Origin of the sequence: Burkholderia sp. Bp8992, from assembly GCF_003853705.1 — a bacterium.
Lineage (GTDB): Bacteria > Pseudomonadota > Gammaproteobacteria > Burkholderiales > Burkholderiaceae > Burkholderia.
The window spans coordinates 12,672-29,655 of the sequence record NZ_QTQI01000014.1; the positions used below are offsets into that span (position 1 = coordinate 12,672).

Below are 16,984 nucleotides of genomic sequence, written 5' to 3' on the forward strand. Positions count from 1 at the left end.
CGAAGGACGAATCGACGCCGCGTCGATCGAGGTGAAACGCGATGAACGGAGCAATTCGATGCGGGCGCTCGTGACGGGCGGCAGCGGCGCACTCGGGCAGGCGATCTGCGCGGCGCTCGCGCAGGCCGGCCATGAAGTGTGGGTGCATGCGAACCGCCATCTCGCGCAGGCGGAGGCCGTCGCGCAGCAGATCGTGGCGGCCGGCGGCACCGCGCACGCGATCGCGTTCGACGTGACCGACGCCGATGCGACGCTCGCCGCGTTGAAGCCGTTCATCGACGAGTCGCCGGTGCAGATCCTCGTCAACAACGCGGGCATTCACGACGACGCGCCGATGGCCGGCATGTCGCGCGGGCAGTGGCACAGCGTGATCGACGTGACGCTCAACGGCTTTTTCAACGTCACGCAGCCGCTGCTGTTGCCGATGATCCGCACGCGGCGCGGGCGGATCGTCAACATCGCGTCGGTGGCCGGCGTGACCGGCAACCGCGGGCAGGTCAACTACGCGGCCGCGAAGGCGGGGCTGATCGGCGCGACGAAGTCGCTGTCGCTGGAGCTCGCGTCGCGCGGCATAACCGTGAACGCGGTGGCGCCCGGCATCATCGAATCGCCGATGGCCGAACAGGCGTTCCCCGCCGAACGCATCAAGCAGCTCGTGCCCGCGCAACGCGCGGGCCGGCCCGACGAAGTCGCGGCGATGGTCGCGTATCTCGTGTCCGACGCCGCGGCCTACGTGACGGGGCAGGTGCTGTCCGTCAACGGCGGGCTCGCGTGACGACGCGCACCGCATCCGTCGAGTAACGCAACGCGGCACAGGGCCGCGTTGCCGCGCGGCCTGCGCCGCATAGTGAGGAAATCGAAGTGTCCGTGCATCCAGTCGACGCCGAACGGCGCCCGTGTTCGCTGCCGTCCGCCACCGCGCCGTTCGCGCGCGGCGGCGACCGTGCACTGCGACTCGTCCAGATGAGCCATGCGCGGCTCGTCGCGTTGCTGGACGATGCACGACTCGAGCACGTCGTGCCGGGCGCGCTGGGTGCGGTGTGCATCGGCGCGGCCGGCTCGCATGCCGATGCGGCGCAACGGTTGCTCGCCGATCGCGTGCCCCACCTGCCGGTCGCACCGGTGCAGATGGCGCTGCTCGGCGCCGATGCCGCGCCGGACGATGCCGTCTGCGAGATCTGGCAATGCGATGCGCACGACCTGCGCAGCGAACGGCACGGCGCGCTGCACTACCGCTACAGCGAAACGGCAGGCCTCGTGTTCGGCAGCATCGTCCTGAACGAGGCGCACGCCACGCACGACGCCCGGCACGACGGCGGTACGCCGCTCGAGCGCGCGACGTTCGATGCCTACCGCATGCTGTTCGACCTGCTCGATGCGCTCGGCATGCCGCATCCGCTGCGTATCTGGAATACGGTGCCGGCGATCAACGCGGTGCAGTTCGGCGTCGAGCGCTATCGTCAGTTCAATATCGGCCGCCAGCATGCGTTCGACGCGTGCCGTCGTGCGTTGACGGGCGGCGTGCCGGCCGCGTGCGCGCTCGGCTCGGTCGTGCCGGTCGCCGGCGATGCGCCGCCGGCCGCGCCGCTCGCGATCCATTTCCTCGCGAGCCGCACGCCGGCCGATCCGGTCGAGAATCCGCGCCAGGTCAGCGCGTACCACTACCCGGCGCAGTATGGCCCGCGTGCGCCGACGTTCGCGCGCGCTGCCGCATGGGCCGATGGCGACGCGGCGCCGGTGCTGTTCGTATCGGGCACCGCGAGCATCGTCGGGCACCGCACCGTGCATCACGACGACGTCGTCGCGCAGACGCACGAGACGGTCGCCAACCTCGCTGCCGTGCTCGAGCAGGCCGCGCGGCAGGGGCATGGCCCGTTCTCGCTCGCCGACCTGGGCTATCGCGTCTACGTGCGCGACGCCGGCGATGCTGCGGCGCTGGCCGCGATCGGGCGGGTGCTGCGCGACGCGGCCGGCCCTCACGTGCGGCCGCTGTTCGTTCACGCGGACGTGTGCCGCGACGACCTGCTGGTCGAGATCGAGGCCAGCGCCGGGCATGCAATGGAGTGGCTGTCATGAAACGCGAGAACCTCACGATCCGGCAATCGGCGCACGGCGTCGACGATGTCCTGGTCGACGAAACCTGCCGCCGTTCGCCGGCAAGTCATAAACTTTTGTCAGGATCTCCGACTTCGCAATCGGCTGTTTCCATGTCCAAGCTGCACGCCTCGTCCACCCATCTCGTGCTGATCCCGAGCTACAACCCGGGCGTCAAGGTCGACACGACCGTGCGCGCTGCGCGCGCGCAGTGGAACCCGGTGTGGGTCGTCGTCGACGGCAGCACCGACGGCAGCGCCGAACGGCTGCAGGCGATGGCCGAGCGCGATCCCGGCCTGCGCGTGATCGTGCTGCCGGAGAATCGCGGCAAGGGCGCCGCGGTGCTCGCGGGGCTCGACGCGGCGGCCGCGAGCGGCTTCACGCACGTGCTGACGATGGATTCCGACGGCCAGCATCCGGCCGACCTGATTCCCGCCTTCATGGCCGCCTCGCAGGCCGCGCCCGACGCGATGGTGCTCGGCGTGCCGAAGTTCGACGCGAGCGCGCCGCAGTTGCGCGTGCAGGGCCGCCGGCTGTCGAACGCCTGGGCCGACCTCGAGACGCTGTGGGCCGGCATCGGCGATTCGCTTTACGGGTTTCGCGTGTATCCGGTCGCGCCGCTCGCGGCGATCATGCGGCGCCAGCCGTGGATGCGCGGTTTCGACTTCGATCCCGAAGCGGCCGTGCGGCTGTGCTGGGCCGGCGTGCGCCCGATCCGCATCGACGCGCCGGTACGCTATTTCGGCCGGCACGAGGGCGGCGTCTCGCACTTTCACTATGGCCGTGACAACGCGCTGCTCGCGTGGATGCACCTGCGCCTGTTCACCGGCTTCGCGGTGCGGCTGCCGATGCTGGTTGCACGGCGGCTGACGCGGCGCCGCGACCAGACCGCCTGAGCGGTAGCCCGCCCGTTTTCCTGCCCGATCGCCGCCCGAGCGCGGCGATTGCTGCATTTTCCGTCGTCAATTCGGCAGCCAAGCGCCGCATCGTTTCGATTCGTCGAGTAATGAGTGTGTCATCTGATGTAAACATCTGGTAATTTTCTGCCGGATTATGCAAAATCGCCGCTCCCAAATACAACTATCGAGGGATTCCGGGATGCAACTCAAGAAAGCGGTGGCAGCGTGTGGCGTGGCGTTCCTGTTGAGCGCATGCGGCGGGGTACAGAGCCTTGACGCGAACAGCCTGGCGTCGGCGGGGACCAACCTGTACAAGGCGGCGACGCTGTCGGACAGCGACATCGCCGCACTGTCGAACGAATCGTGCAAGTCCAGCGACGCCGAGTCGAAGATCGCACCGGCGAACAGCGCGTACGCGAAGCGCCTGACGAAGGTGATGAAGGGCTTCGGCGACATGACGCTGAACGGCCAGAAGATCAACTACAAGGTCTACATGACCAAGGACGTCAACGCGTGGGCGATGGGCAACGGCTGCGTGCGCGTGTACAGCGGCCTGATGGACATGATGAACGACGACGAGCTGCGCGGCGTGATCGGTCATGAAATGGGCCACGTTGCACTGGGTCACTCGAAGAAGGCGATGCAGACGGCGTACGCGGTGAGCGCGGCGCGCACCGCGGCCGGCGCGGCATCGCCGGGCGTGGCGGCCCTGTCGAGCTCGCAGCTCGGCGACATCACCGAGAAGTTCATCAACGCGCAATTCTCGCAGACGCAGGAAAGCGCGGCGGACGACTACTCGTTCGACCTGATGAAGCAGAAGAGCATGAACCAGAAGGGCCTCGTCACCGCGTTCCAGAAGCTCGCGCAGCTGGACGGCGGCAAGAGCTCGATGATGAGCTCGCACCCGTCGTCGTCGAGCCGTGCGCAGCACATCCAGGATCGCATCGCGAAGGGCAGCTGATCGCGCCACGCGCATCACGCATCGCCTGCCCGTGCCGGCGATCGCTGCGCGACAGGAAAAACCCCACGCTCGTCCGGGCGTGGGGTTTTGTTTTTGAGGCCTGCCTGCGCGCCGCTTACGGCACCATTCCCGGCAGCACATACGCCTGCACGAGCGTGATCAACCCGACGATCACCGCGAACAGCAGGCTGTGGCGCACCGTGAAGCGGAACAGCTCGGACTCCTTGCCGACGAGGCCCGTCGCCGCGCATGCGACCGCGATCGACTGCGGCGAGATCATCTTCGCGGTCACGCCGCCCGTCGTGTTCGCGGCGACCGCGAGCGTTTCGGGCAGGCCGAGCTGATGGGCGGTGGCCTGCTGCAGCGAGCAGAACAGCGCGTTCGACGACGTATCCGAGCCCGTCAGGAACACGCCGAGCCAGCCGAGGAACGGCGAGAAGAACGGGAAGGCGGCGCCCGTCGCGGCCAGCATCAGCGCGAGTGTCGACGACATCCCCGAGTAGTTCGCGACGAACGCGAACGCGAGCACGAGGCCGATCGACAGGATCGGGCGCGTCAGTTCCTTCAGTGTTTCGCCGAACGTGCCGAGGGCGTCGCGCGGCTTCATCCGCAACAGCGCCATCGAGATCAGCGCGGTCACGAGGATCGCGCTGCCGACCGCCGAGAGCAGATCGATCTTCAGCACCGCTTCGAGCGCCTTCGGCGTCGCGGCGATCGGCGCGGTCTTCACGACGAGCTGGTCGAGCCCGGCCACATGGAACTTCAGCACAGTCGACGCGAGCGCGCCGTGCGCGGCGAACAGCGCCTTGAACGGCGCGATGCTCCAGACGGTGACCACGGCCGTCAGGATCAGGAACGGCGACCACGCGCGCACCGTCTGCGCGAGCGTGTACGGCGACGCCTGCCGGCTCGCGCCGAAGCCGCTGCCGCCCGCACCGGACCAGGCCAGCGCCGCACCGCCGCCGGACGCGACGAGGCCGCCGGCCGGCTGTTTCGCGGTGCGCGGCTGCCACACCTTCAGGAACGCCGCGAGCGCGACGAGGCTGACGAGCGACGACGTGATGTCCGGCAGCTCGGGCCCGATGTGGTTCGACGTGAAGTACTGCGTGAGCGCGAAGCTGCCGCCCGCGACGAGCGCGGCCGGCCAGGTCTGCCGCACGCCGCGCAGCCCGTCCATCATGAACACGAGCCAGAACGGCACCGCGAGCGACAGCAGCGGCAACTGGCGGCCGGCCATCGCGCCGATGTGGAACGCGTCGATGCCCGTCACCTGGCCGGCGACGATGATCGGAATGCCCATCGCGCCGAACGCGACCGGCGCGGTGTTTGCAATCAGACACAGTCCGGCCGCATGCAGCGGCTTGAAGCCGAGGCCGACGAGCAGCGCGGCCGTGATCGCGACGGGCGCGCCGAAGCCGGCGGCGCCTTCGAGGAACGCGCCGAACGAGAAACCGATCAGCAGCATCTGCAGGCGCTGGTCGTCGGTGATCGACAGCACGGACGCGCGGATGATCTCGAACTGGCCGGTCTTCACGACGATCTTGTACAGGAACACGGCCGCGACGATGATCCACGCGATCGGCCACAGGCCGTAGGCGAAGCCGAAGCCGGCTGCGGCAAGCGCCTGCGGCACGGGCATTCCGTACGCGAGGATCGCGACGCCGAGCGCCAGCAGCAGCGTGATCGCGGCCGCGACATGGCCTTTCATCCGCAGCGCGGCGAGCGCGATGAAAAAGAAGATGATCGGAATCGCGGCGACGAATGCCGACAGCCCGAGGCTGCCGAGCGGTGTGTAGATCTGATGCCAAACCTGCATGGGTGTCTCCTCCATGGATTGTTAGGGGTACGGCTTTGAAAGCGGCTGCGCTATTCGGGCTGGCCGCGTGCGCGCAGCAGGTCGGACAGGCTGCGCGGCGCCGGTTCGAGCGGCGTGCGGTGCTGTGTCCAGCCCATCTGTCTCGCGGGCGTCAGCGCATGCAGGCGCGTCGCGGTCCAGCGGAACGCACGGTACGCGCGCGGGTGCGCGAACGCGCCCGACCAGAAGCGCCACACGAGGTCTTCCGCGCGGTTGTAGTTCGCGCCCTGGCCGCGCAGCGGGTGCGCGACGGGTTCGTCGGGCTTGCGGTTCGCCTCGGTGCGCAGCCGCACGAGCAGTTGCGGGATCGGGATCCGCACCGGGCAGACCTCGCCGCATGCGCCGCACAGCGTCGATGCGGTCGGCAGGTCGGCCGTCGCGTCGAGGCCGAGCAGGTGCGGCGAGATGATCTTGCCGATCGGGCCCGGGTAGGTCGTGCCGTACGCGTGGCCGCCGATGCGCGTGTAGACGGGGCAGTGGTTCATGCACGCGCCGCAGCGGATGCACTGCAGCGTCGCGCGCAGCTGTTCGTCCGCGTACGCCTGCGTGCGGCCGTTGTCGAGCAGCACGAGATGCAGCTCGCGCGGGCCGTCGCGTTCGCCGTCGCGGCGCGGGCCCGAGATCAGGTTGAAGTAGGTCGTGATCGCCTGGCCGGTGGCCGAGCGCGTGAGCAGGCTCGACAGCGGCACGATGTGCTCGAGCTTCTCGACGACCTTCTCGATCCCCATGATCGCGATGTGCGTATCGGGCACCGTCGTCGACAGGCGGCCGTTGCCTTCGTTCTCGACGAGCCACAGCGTGCCCGTGTCGGCCGCCGCGAAATTGACGCCGGACAGGCCGATGTCCGCTTCGGCGAACGCGCGGCGCAGCGCGTGCCGGCCGGTCTGGATCAGTTCGTCGACATCTTCCGTATAGCGCGTGCCGGGGATGTGTGCCTCGAACAACTCGGCAATGTCGCCGCGCGTCTTGTGGATCGCCGGCATCACGATATGCGACGGCTTCTCGCCCGCGAGCTGCACGATGAACTCGCCCATGTCGGATTCGATGCAGTCGACGCCGTGCTCCGCGAGGTAATGATTCAGCTCGATTTCCTCGCTCGCCATCGACTTGCCCTTGATCACGCGGCGCGCCTTCTTCGCCTGCGCGATGCCGAGCACGATCGCGTTCGCGTCGGCGGCCGTCTCGGCCCAGTGCACGTGCACGCCGGCTTCGGTGAGCTTCGTCTCCAGCCGTTCGAGCAGCGCGGGCAGTTGCGCGAGCGCATGTTGGCGGACGGCTTCGCCGAGATCGCGCAGCTGCTGCAGTTCGGTGTCGTCGGGAAACTGCGTCGCGCGCTTGCCCTGCAGGAAGTCCATCGCGCCGCGGAAGCTCTGGCGCAACGCGGGATCGTCGAGTGCGGCGCGTGCGCGGGCCTTGAAGTCGCCGGGGGCGACGAATTGCAGTGTCTGTTCGCTCATCGCGGCTGCTCCTCGCTGGCGGGTGCGGCCGACGGGGCGGCCGCCGAATCGGTGACGATCACGACCCACAGGCGGCGCGGGCCGTGTGCGCCATAGGCGAGCGTCTGCTGGATGTCGGAGGTCTTCGACGGCCCCGACACCAGCACGAGGTTGGTCGGCATGCCGGCGTGCCAGCGCTCCGCGTGCACGGCCGCGTGCAGGTCCGCATGCAGCGTGTTCGCGTGGACGAGCGCGATGTGCAGCGGCGGCACCAGCGACACCGTGCGCGGCGTGCCGGCATCGGGTGCGAGGACGACGGTGCCGGTCGCCGCGATGCCCGAGCGCGCGACGGTGAAGCCCGCGTCGATCGTGTCGAACAGTTCGGCCTTCCATGCGTCGATCGGCCGGTCGAACGGCACGAGCGCGACCGTATCGGGCAGTGCGCGGGCGAGCGCCGCGGCTTCCGCGCGGGCCGGGTCGAGCAGCAAGCGGCGCACGCGGGCGTCGGCAAGGCGCGCGGCAAGCTGCGCGGGCCATGCGTCGGCGCTTGCGCACCACACGTCCGCGTGCGACGCGGTCAGTGCGGCCTGCATGGCCTGCGCGAGCGCCTGCGGGTCGCGTTCGGCCGACGCGCGGTGCATGGCGTAATGCGTGTCGATGCGCGCGTCGAGCGCGGGGGCGGCCGTCGCGGCGACGCCCGGGGCGGCCGTGCGCAGACGCGCGAGGATGGCGGCGCGCGCGCTCATTGCTTGTCTCCGCGCAACGATGCGGCGCCGGCCGTGCGGCGCCACAGGAAGCTCGCGAGATGCTCGACCGGCAGCGGCGCGCCGGCCTTGGCCGCCGCGTGGCCGATGTTCAGCAGGCAGCCGCAGTCTGCGGACACGAGCCGGTCGCAGCCGGTCGCGCAGGCCGATGCGACCTTGTCGCGCACCATCGCGCCGGAGATGTCCGGATGTTTCAGCGAGAACGTGCCGCCGAAGCCGCAGCATTCGGATTCGCGTGCGTGTTCGATGCGCGTGACGCCCGGCAGTGCGTCGACGAGCGCGACACCGTGCACGCGCGTGCCCATCTCGCGGCGTGCCGCGCACGACGTGTGCAGTACGACGCGCTCGTCGGGCCCGGCGGTGGCCGTGGCCGCGTCGAGTTGCACGTCGAGCACATGAACGAGGAATTCCGCGAGTTCGTAGGTCCGGTCGGCAATCGCACGCGCCTTCGGACCGTTGACGGGATCATCGGCGAACAGCGCCGGCCAATGGTGCCGGATCATGCCCGCGCACGAGCCGGACGGCACGATCACGGGCCACGGCTCGGCGAACAGGTCGAGCTGCGCGGCCGCGACGCGGCGCGCTTCGTCGGGATTGCCGCTGCTGTAGGCCGGCTGCCCGCAGCAGCTCTGGCCGCGCGGATAGTGGACGGTCAACCCTTCGCGTTCCAGCAGGCGGACCGCGTCGAGCCCCGCTTCGGGGACGAACAGGTCGACCAGGCAGGTCGCGAACAGATAGACGTGCGCGGGGACGGCGGCGGGGTACTGCCTTTCGTTCATGTCTCGCTCCAGGGGCGACGGCCCGCATGCGGGTCGACGATTTCGCTGCATAATTCCCGCGACGGCGCCGCAGCTCAAATTGGTTGGGCCAATCGGTGCAACAGGCATTCCGCAGGGAGACGCGACGATGGCAGCGATGACGGCACGGGGCCGGACCGAAGTGGTGATGCGCAAGATCGAGACGGCGCTGCTCGACGGCACCTGGCCGGCCGGCGCGCGGCTGCCGGCCGAGCGCGTGCTCGCGCAGCAGTACGGTGTCGCGCGCAATACCGTGCGCGAGGCGACCCAGCGGCTCGTCGCGCGCGGGCTGCTGCAGAGCCGGCGCGGCGCGGGCGTTTACGTGACGGACCAGTTGCGCGCGGGCATTGCGTCGCCGTGGGGGCAACTGGTCGCCGATCATCCGGCGCTGCGCGACGACATCCTCGAATTCCGCCGCGTGCTCGAAGGCGCGACCGCGTATTTCGCCGCGATGCGGGCCGATGCAAACGACCGGCGCCGGATCCGCGCGCTGCTGCGCGAACTCGAAGCCGCGCACGCGAACGACGACGCGGCCGTCGAAGCCGCGACCGACGCGAAGCTGCACGAGGCGATCGCGCTCGCGTCCCACAACACGATGTTCCTGCACCTGCATACGAGCGTGATCGGGATGCTGCGCGAGCACATCTCGATCAACGTGGCCGGGATGACGACAGTAGACGAGCAGGCGTCCGAGCTGCTGTTGCTGCAGCATCGCGTCGTGTGCGACGCGATCTGCGCGCAGCGGCCAGAAGAGGCGCGCACCGCGATGCAGACGCATATCGACTACGTGCGCAGTCATTTCGAGCGCAATGACGGTGCGCCGTGAGATTGGTCGGACCGCTTCCATTCGACGCCCGTCCGACGGGCGAATCGGGCGCGCCCGGGCATCGCGTGCCGGCAGCGGGCCGCGCGCGGGGCGCCAGGTGCCGCCTGCGCGATTGACCGGTTCGCCGGCCGCCCACTAGAATCGGCCGGAACCGCGCGCCAGCCGCGCGCCGCGGCGAATGCGGACCGTCGTTCCGCCAGTCGAGGAAACTCCCGTGCTCACGTCTTTCATCCGGCGCGCGCCGGCCGCGCCGTCGTGGCGTGCCGCATGCCGCCCGGTCCGTGCGCTGGCCGTCTGCGCACTGCTGTCGCTCGTCGCCGCGTGCGCGACGCATCCGCCCGCCACCACGCTCGATCGCCCGGTGTCCCACGCGTTGCCGCCCGATACCGCGACGCCGCTGCGCGACGCGCTGGCCGCACCCGAAGCCGCGCATCCGGGCCAGTCGGGTTTCCGGCTGCTGCCGGAAGGCGCCGAAGCGCTGCAGATGCGCATCGCGCTCGCCCGCGCTGCGACGAAGACGCTCGACATGCAGTACTACATCGCGACCGAGGACACGACGGGCAAGCTGCTGCTCGCCGCGGCGCTCTACGCGGCCGACCGCGGCGTGCGCGTGCGGATGCTGGTCGACGACCTGAACTTCCGCGACATCGACCGCGTGATGGCCGCGCTGAACACGCACCCGAACATCGAGATCCGCGTGTTCAACCCGTTCGGCGCGTCGCAGGGCATGGTCGAGCGCACGACCGACTTCTTCACGCGCATCGACAGCTTCACGCGCCGGATGCACAACAAGGCGATGATCGCGGACAACCAGATCGCGATCGTCGGCGGCCGCAATCTCGGCGACGAATACTTCAGCGCGAGCCCGACGCTGCAGTTCCGCGATCTCGACGTGCTCGCCGCCGGCCCGGTGACGAACGACGTCTCGGCGAGCTTCGACACGTACTGGTCGAGCGCGAGCAGCTATCCGTTGCGTGCGCTGAATCATCAGACGTTCGATCCGAAGGATCTCGATGCGATGCGCGACGAGCTGCGCGCTCATTGGCGCCAGAACGCCGAGCCGTACAACGCGAAGCCGCTGAATGCGACGCCGCTCGCGCAGCAGATCGCGCGCGACGCGCTCGAGCTCGTGTGGGCGCCGGCCGAATTCAAGGTCGACGCGCCCGACAAGGTCGCGCGGCCGACCGACGCATACGTGAGCCCGCCGATGCAGCGGCTCGCCGAGCTGACGCGTGGCGCGCAGCAGGAATTCCTCGCGTTCTCGCCGTACTTCGTGCCGCACGACGCGGGCGTGAAGATTCTCGGCGACACGACCGCGCGCGGCGTGCGCGTCGCGATCCTGACGAATTCGCTTGCCGCGACCGACGCGGTCGCCGTGCAGGCTGGCTACGGGCCGTACCGCGTGCCGTTGCTGCAGCGCGGCGTCGAGCTGTACGAGTTCAAGGCGCAGCCGGGCAGCCCGCGCCCGCGCCTGTTCGGGTCGCGCTCGCGTGCGAGCCTGCACGCGAAGGCGTACGTGATCGACCGGAAGATCCTCGTGATCGGCTCGATGAACCTCGACCCGCGTTCCGTGCACCTGAATACCGAACTGGCACTGGTGATCCACAGCCCGGCGCTCGCGGAGCAGGCCGCGAAGATCTTCGCGCGCGCGACGCAGCCGGACGAAAGCTATCGCGTGAGCCTCGTCACGCCGGCGGGCGGCGGGTCGCCCGGACTCGAGTGGACGGGCATCGACGACGGCAAGCCGACGACCTATCACGTCGATCCGCACGCGGGGCTGCTGCGCAACCTGATGACGGGCATCTTCATGCTGCTGCCGGTCGACGACCAGCTTTAGGGCCTGTTCACGCTAATAACGGGCTTGCGCTGGCCCCCAGAAGGGCCGAGCGCAAGGAATGCGACGCAGCGAATACTCGACGTATTCGCAAGGAGCATGACGCGGCGATCGGCCCTTCTGGGGGCCAGCCCCACGAATGAATTTTCCAAAAAACAGGGGAACGTGCCTTGCCGGCCGCACTGCGGCGTCGATCGTCGCTTGTTTGGCGCGGCCAAACGGCGCTCCTCCCTCCTTGCATTGCGACCGGCAAGGCACGTTCGCAAGCCCGTTATTAGCGTGAACAGGCCCTAAGGGGACGGAAGCGCTCCGGCTAAACCCGCGTTAACGCGGCTCGGGGAAGGTGATATGGTTGTGTCCGCAACCATCATGGCGGTGTGGCGATGCGCCCCGGCGGCCCGCGCCACGTGTGCTGCGCCCACCCGCAACCGGAGTTCCCCATGCAACGTGTACCGAACCAGCCGTTCGCGCGTCCTTCCCGCTTCTCCGAAGCCGAATGGCAGGCGCGCGTGCAGCTTGCGGCCGCCTACCGCATCTTCGACACCCTCGGCTGGACCGAGCTGATCTACAACCACATTTCGCTGCGCGTGCCGGGCGAGGACGGGCATTTCCTGATCAACCCGTTCGGGCTCCATTACCGCGAGGTGTGCGCGTCGAACCTCGTGAAGATCGACATCGACGGCAACGTGATCGGGCATTCCGACTGGCCGATCAATCCGGCGGGCTTCACGTTTCACAGCGCGATCCATGCGGCGCTGCCCGACGCGCATTGCGTGATGCACGTGCACACGACGCCCACGATGGCCGTGTGCTGTTCGCGCGACGGGCTGTCGTTTTCCAACTTCTATTCGGCGCAGCTGTACGGGAAGATCGCGTATCACGACTTCGAGGGCATCACCGTGCATCTCGAGGAGGGCAGGCGCATCGTCGAGAGCGCGGGCGGGCGGCCCGTGCTGCTGCTGCGCAACCACGGCCCGGTGACGATCGGCGCGACGCTCGCGCAGACGTTCTCGCTGATGTGGCTGCTCAACCGTGCATGCGAGGTGCAGGTCGCGACGCATGCGATCGGCGGCCCGCTGCCGATCGCGCCGCCGGTGCTCGAGGGATGCGTGCGCGATTCGCTGAATTTCGATCCGAAGCATGGCGCGGGGCAGGACGCGTTCGACGCGCTGCAGCGTATCGTCGATCGCATCGATCCCGGCTATCGCGCATGACCTGACGTGCCGCGCGTGCCGGCGGCACACGCAAAAAAACGCGGCCGGGTGGCCGCGTGAATACTCGCAGACTCCTTCGGACGAAGGAAACAAGCAACTGTGAAACGAAGTGTAGCGAAAGGCCGCGCGCGGATTCAGCCGTCAGGTTGCAAAAGTCCGTTCCAGGTTGACGCAGACTGACGCGACGCTGCGACGATTCGCTGCATGGCCGTTCGGCGGACTCCCGCAACGGCGGCGATCGACTACCATCCTGTCTGGCGCCCCCGTTCCGGGCGGCGTACAACGTCGTACAAGGAGAGTCCATGCTCAAGCTGCGTTTGCTCCAGGTCGCGTTACTCGCGGGCGTGCTGGCCGCCGGCAGCGCTGCCGCCGAATCGGTGCGCCTGTCTGCCAATCTCCAGCCGTCGAGCGAAGTGCCGCCGACGGCGACCAAGGGTTCGGGTACTGTCGACGCCACGTACGACACGGCCACCCATACGCTGCAGTGGACGGCAACTTACGAGCACCTCACGGGGCCGGCCACCGCCGCGCACTTCCACGGGCCCGCGCCGGTCGGCCAGAACGCGGGCGTGCAGGTGCCGATTCCGAAGGACGAGCTGGCGAGCCCGATCAAGGGGGCGAAGGCGCTCACCGACGCGCAGGTCACCGACCTGATGGGCGGCAAGTGGTACTTCAACGTCCACACGAAGGAGCACCCGGCCGGCGAGATCCGCGGCCAGGTGATGCCGGCGAACTGAGCGCCGGCGTTTGATATAGAGGCACCTGTCGAGCGGTGCGGGAACGTTCGCACGTACCATCGTCACACTGCGAATACGGAGTGCGTCCGATGAGTTGGCAAAGCAAGTTCGCCTGCTGGCTGCTGCGCTGGCAGTTTCGTCCCGAGACCACGCGCGAGGTGCTCGACCCTGCGCGTGCGCGGCGCTTTACCGACCTGCGGATGGTCGTGCCGCGCCGCGCGCCGTCGGGTTATCGGCTGCGCCAGTGCCATGGCGCGGGCGACGCGCCGCTGCGCGGCGAATGGCTCGAGCGCACCGATTCGAGCGCGGGTCGCGGGCCCGGCCGCACGCTGCTGTATATCCACGGCGGCGGTTACTACTTCTGTTCGACGAAGACCCACCGGCCGCTCGTGTTCGGCCTGACGAAGCGCGCGGGCGTGCGTTCCTTCTCGCTCGACTACCGGCTCGCGCCCGAAAACCGCTTCCCGGCCGCGCTCGACGATGCGCTCGCCGCCTACCGGCAACTGCTGGCATTGGGCACGCCGCCCGAGTCGATCGTGCTCGGCGGCGATTCGGCGGGCGGCGGCCTCGCCCTCGCGACGCTCGTCGCCCTGCGCGACCGCGGCGAGCCGCTGCCGGCCGGTGCGATCCTGTTCTCGCCGTGGACCGATCTCGCGGCAACCGGCGAGACGCTGCGCACCAACGACGGCGCCGATCCCATGTTCGCCGGTGCGGCGCTGCCGAAGGCCGCGAAACTGTATCTCGGCGACACGCCGGCAACGCATCCGTACGCGTCGCCGCTCTATGCGGATTTCACGGGCCTGCCGCCGCTGTATATCCAGGTCGGCAGCACCGAAGTGCTGCTCGACGATTCGCGCCGCGTCGCCGAGAAGGCGAAGGCGGCCGGCGTGGCGGTGGAGATCGAGGTGTGGCCGGACATGCCGCACGTGTGGCAGCTGTACGCGCCGATGGTGCCGGAAGCGCGCGACGCGCTCGACCGCGCGGCCGCGTTCCTGCGCCGCGTCGCGGTCGAACGCGCGGTTCAGCGCGTCGGCGAGGCGTCGATTGCCTGATAGGCGGCCTTGACGGCCGCCGAGCCATACTTGCGCTCGAGCCGGCGCACGGTGAAGTGACCGTGCGCCATCTGCTGGAAGTGGTCGATGAACAGCGTGTTGACGGTCGCGCCGAGCACGGCGCCAATCGCCGGGATCGACTTCGCGGCCATCTGCTCGGTCACCTGCACCGAGAAGCGCGACGCCACCGTCTGCACGAGCTTGAACACGGCCGCCGAGCTGTGCGCGGCGATGCCCTTCGTCGTGATGTCCGACGACGCCTTCGAGATCGCCTGCGCAAGCGCGCCGCGCAGCACGAAATAGCCGAGATCGGCGTCCTCTTCCTGCTTGTCCGGGTGGCCGCCCATGCCGAGCACGGCCAGGCATTGCAGCTGCGTATCGACCGACGTCAGGTCCTCGCCCTCGCTGCGCGCGATGTCGCACACCGAGCGGAAGATCAGCGTGGTCGTCACCGGCAACTCGACCGGCAGCGCGAGAAAGCCGAACGCGCCGCCGGCCGCGCCGGTCGTCGCGACCGCGAGCTTGTGCAGCAGGTTGCTCGGCTTGTCGGGCTCGGCGTCCGGCGCCGGCGGCTTGCCGAGCGTGCGCAGCGCGATGTTCAGGCACTTGCGCAGCGCGAGCTGCGTCGCGTCGTTGATCTTGCCGGTCGCGAAATCCGGCAGCCGCGCGATCATTTTCTCGACCGGCGCGCCGAGCATGCCGGTCAGCTTCATCGTCAGCGACGGGCTTTCCAGCACCTGCTTCGCGCGCCACAGCGCGTCCCGATCCTCCTGCGAAAGCGTCGTCGCGGGGGTGATTGAAATCGGTTCCATCTCTCTCCTTGACCTGAACAGGCCCTCAACCGTCGCCCGCCTAGATTACTCCGGCATGCTAGAATTTTGAGATTGTTTGACTCGTCAAAAGTTGCATCAACAAAAAATGGCCGTTCACACTGCCGCCCACCATTCGAGCGGGCAAGTCCTGCCGTTCCGTGAATCGCTGCTGGCGATGATCGGGATCTCGTTCGTCACCATGCTCGTCGCGCTCGACCAGACCGTCGTCGGCACGGCGTTGCCGACCATCGTCGCCGAGCTTCGCGGATTCGACCTGTATGCGTGGGTCGCGACCTCGTACCTGCTCAGTTCCGTGATCACGGTGCCGATCTTCGGCCGCCTCGGCGACTATTACGGCCGCAAGCCGTTCGTCATCGCGTCGATCGTCGTGTTCACCGCCGCATCCGTGCTGTGCGGGATGGCCAACGACATGCTGACCCTCGTGCTCGCGCGCGGGCTGCAGGGGATCGGCGGCGGGATGCTGGTCGGCACCGCATTCGCGTGCATTCCCGACCTGTTCCCCGATTCCGTCGTGCGGCTGCGCTGGCAGGTGCTGATGAGCTCCGCGTTCGGCATCGCGAACGCGGTCGGCCCGTCGCTCGGCGGCTTCCTGACCCAGTCGTTCGGCTGGCGCTCGGTGTTCTACGTGAATCTGCCGGTCGGCCTGCTGTCGCTGTTCTTCGTGTGGCGCTACCTGCCGCACCTGCGCCACGTCGAGCACGACCGCAAGATGCGGCTCGACTGGCCGGGCGCGCTGCTGATCGCGCTGTCGCTCGGCGCGCTGCAGCTGTTCGTCGAATGGCTGCCGAAGTACGGCGTCGCGAGCTGGGCGTCGCTGCTGCTCGTCGTCGCGGTCGCGGCCGGCGTCGGCCTGTGGCACTGGGAGAAGCGTTGCGCGCAGCCGATTCTGCCGTTCGACATGTTCGGCAACCGCGCGCTGTCGGCGCTGTTCGTGCTCGCGATCCTCGCCGGTTTCTCGATGTTCTCGCTGCTGTTCTACGCGCCGCTGCTGTTCCAGGGCGGCTTCGGGATGTCGCCGAAGGAAGCCGGGCTCGTGATCACGCCGCTCGTCGTGTTCATCACGATCGGCAGCATCATGAACGGCCGCGTCGTCACGCGCATCCGCAATCCGAACGCGATGCTGCACGTCGGCTTCGTGCTGTTCGCGATCGCGTGCGCGGGCATCGTCGTGTCGACCCACACGACGCCGGCCTGGATGCTGATGGCGCTGATGGTCGCGGGCGGCATCGGGCTCGGCTTCGTGCTGCCGAACCTCACCGTGTTCGCGCAGCAGGCCGCCGGCCGCGAGCATCTCGGCATCGCGACGGCGCTGCTGCAGTCGCTGCGGATGGTCGGCGGGATGCTCGGTACGGCGCTGACGGGCACGCTCGTCAACCAGATGTACTCGGGCGGCGTGCGCAACGCGCTGACGGCCGATCACGCGATGCAGTGGCATGCGCAGCTCGCCGATCCGCAGATCCTGATCGATCGCGCGGCGCAGGGCGGTCTCGTCGCGGAGCTGACGCGTGCCGGGCATAATGGCGCGCTGCTGCTGGAAGCGGCCCGCGAATCGCTCGTCGGCGCGATCCACCTGGGCGTCGCGATGGCGGCGCTCATCGCCGTGGTGTCGGTGTGGCAGTGTCGTCGCGTGCCGCCGATCGCGCTGCGGCGCAAGATCGAGCCGCACGTCGCGGCCGACTGAC

15 protein-coding genes are annotated in these 16,984 nt (G+C 68.9%); 10 read left to right on the plus strand and 5 right to left on the minus strand.

The window, feature by feature from the left end:
- The first annotated feature begins 58 nt into the window (after positions 1-58).
- The 4 genes from fabG (at position 59) to DIE03_RS20700 (ending at position 3,954) form a co-directional block, all read left to right on the plus strand.
- Positions 59-775 (plus strand): 3-oxoacyl-ACP reductase FabG, encoded by a 717-nt coding sequence (gene fabG / locus DIE03_RS20685; RefSeq protein WP_124453523.1) that lies wholly within the window; start codon positions 59-61, stop codon positions 773-775.
- 86 nt (positions 776-861) lie between these two features.
- Positions 862-2,076 carry an endoribonuclease L-PSP gene (locus tag DIE03_RS20690; protein ID WP_124453525.1) on the plus strand — a complete coding sequence of 405 codons (1,215 nt, stop codon included), beginning with the start codon at positions 862-864 and terminating at the stop codon, positions 2,074-2,076.
- A 131-nt stretch (positions 2,077-2,207) separates the two neighbouring features.
- Positions 2,208-2,990, plus strand: coding sequence for a glycosyltransferase family 2 protein (locus tag DIE03_RS20695; protein ID WP_124453527.1), 783 nt, complete (start codon positions 2,208-2,210; stop codon positions 2,988-2,990).
- A 202-nt stretch (positions 2,991-3,192) separates the two neighbouring features.
- Complete coding sequence (locus tag DIE03_RS20700) at positions 3,193-3,954, plus strand: M48 family metalloprotease (RefSeq protein ID WP_124453529.1); 762 nt, start codon at positions 3,193-3,195, stop codon at positions 3,952-3,954.
- Positions 3,955-4,069: 115 nt separating this feature from the next.
- On the opposite strand, the gene DIE03_RS20705 is transcribed toward DIE03_RS20700, so the two are convergent.
- From DIE03_RS20705 to DIE03_RS20720, 4 genes are read right to left on the minus strand one after another with little or no spacing between them, the layout of a single operon-like run.
- Positions 4,070-5,770, minus strand: coding sequence for a lactate permease LctP family transporter (locus DIE03_RS20705; protein WP_124453531.1), 1,701 nt, complete (start codon positions 5,768-5,770; stop codon positions 4,070-4,072).
- A gap of 50 nt (positions 5,771-5,820) precedes the next feature.
- A complete protein-coding gene (locus DIE03_RS20710; RefSeq protein WP_124453533.1) occupies positions 5,821-7,266 on the minus strand; it encodes a LutB/LldF family L-lactate oxidation iron-sulfur protein in 1,446 nt (481 codons plus the stop codon).
- Positions 7,263-7,991 (minus strand): LUD domain-containing protein, encoded by a 729-nt coding sequence (locus DIE03_RS20715; RefSeq protein WP_124453535.1) that lies wholly within the window; start codon positions 7,989-7,991, stop codon positions 7,263-7,265. Before DIE03_RS20715 ends, DIE03_RS20710 begins: the two co-directional genes overlap by 4 nt.
- On the minus strand, positions 7,988-8,788 hold the full coding sequence (locus DIE03_RS20720) for a (Fe-S)-binding protein (RefSeq protein ID WP_124453536.1): 801 nt from the start codon (positions 8,786-8,788) through the stop codon (positions 7,988-7,990). Before DIE03_RS20720 ends, DIE03_RS20715 begins: the two co-directional genes overlap by 4 nt.
- A gap of 127 nt (positions 8,789-8,915) precedes the next feature.
- Here DIE03_RS20720 and DIE03_RS20725 point away from each other — a divergent pair, with 127 nt between their 5' ends.
- The 5 genes from DIE03_RS20725 (at position 8,916) to DIE03_RS20745 (ending at position 14,469) form a co-directional block, all read left to right on the plus strand.
- Complete coding sequence (locus tag DIE03_RS20725; protein WP_124453539.1) at positions 8,916-9,632, plus strand: FadR/GntR family transcriptional regulator; 717 nt, start codon at positions 8,916-8,918, stop codon at positions 9,630-9,632.
- 214 nt (positions 9,633-9,846) lie between these two features.
- Positions 9,847-11,469, plus strand: coding sequence for a phospholipase D family protein (locus DIE03_RS20730; RefSeq protein ID WP_124453541.1), 1,623 nt, complete (start codon positions 9,847-9,849; stop codon positions 11,467-11,469).
- Positions 11,470-11,906: 437 nt separating this feature from the next.
- On the plus strand, positions 11,907-12,680 hold the full coding sequence (locus tag DIE03_RS20735; RefSeq protein ID WP_124453543.1) for a class II aldolase/adducin family protein: 774 nt from the start codon (positions 11,907-11,909) through the stop codon (positions 12,678-12,680).
- A 302-nt stretch (positions 12,681-12,982) separates the two neighbouring features.
- The gene (locus DIE03_RS20740) at positions 12,983-13,417 is read left to right on the plus strand and encodes a CHRD domain-containing protein (RefSeq protein WP_124453545.1); all 435 of its coding nucleotides are present in this window, start codon (positions 12,983-12,985) and stop codon (positions 13,415-13,417) included.
- A gap of 89 nt (positions 13,418-13,506) precedes the next feature.
- On the plus strand, positions 13,507-14,469 hold the full coding sequence (locus tag DIE03_RS20745) for an alpha/beta hydrolase (RefSeq protein WP_124453547.1): 963 nt from the start codon (positions 13,507-13,509) through the stop codon (positions 14,467-14,469).
- Here the strand turns inward: DIE03_RS20745 and DIE03_RS20750 are convergent.
- On the minus strand, positions 14,439-15,281 hold the full coding sequence (locus tag DIE03_RS20750) for an EcsC family protein (RefSeq protein ID WP_124453549.1): 843 nt from the start codon (positions 15,279-15,281) through the stop codon (positions 14,439-14,441). The genes DIE03_RS20745 and DIE03_RS20750 overlap by 31 nt on opposite strands.
- Positions 15,282-15,387: 106 nt before the next feature.
- Between DIE03_RS20750 and DIE03_RS20755 the strand changes: the two genes are divergently transcribed.
- Complete coding sequence (locus DIE03_RS20755; RefSeq protein ID WP_124453551.1) at positions 15,388-16,983, plus strand: MDR family MFS transporter; 1,596 nt, start codon at positions 15,388-15,390, stop codon at positions 16,981-16,983.
- Position 16,984: the final 1 nt, after the last annotated feature.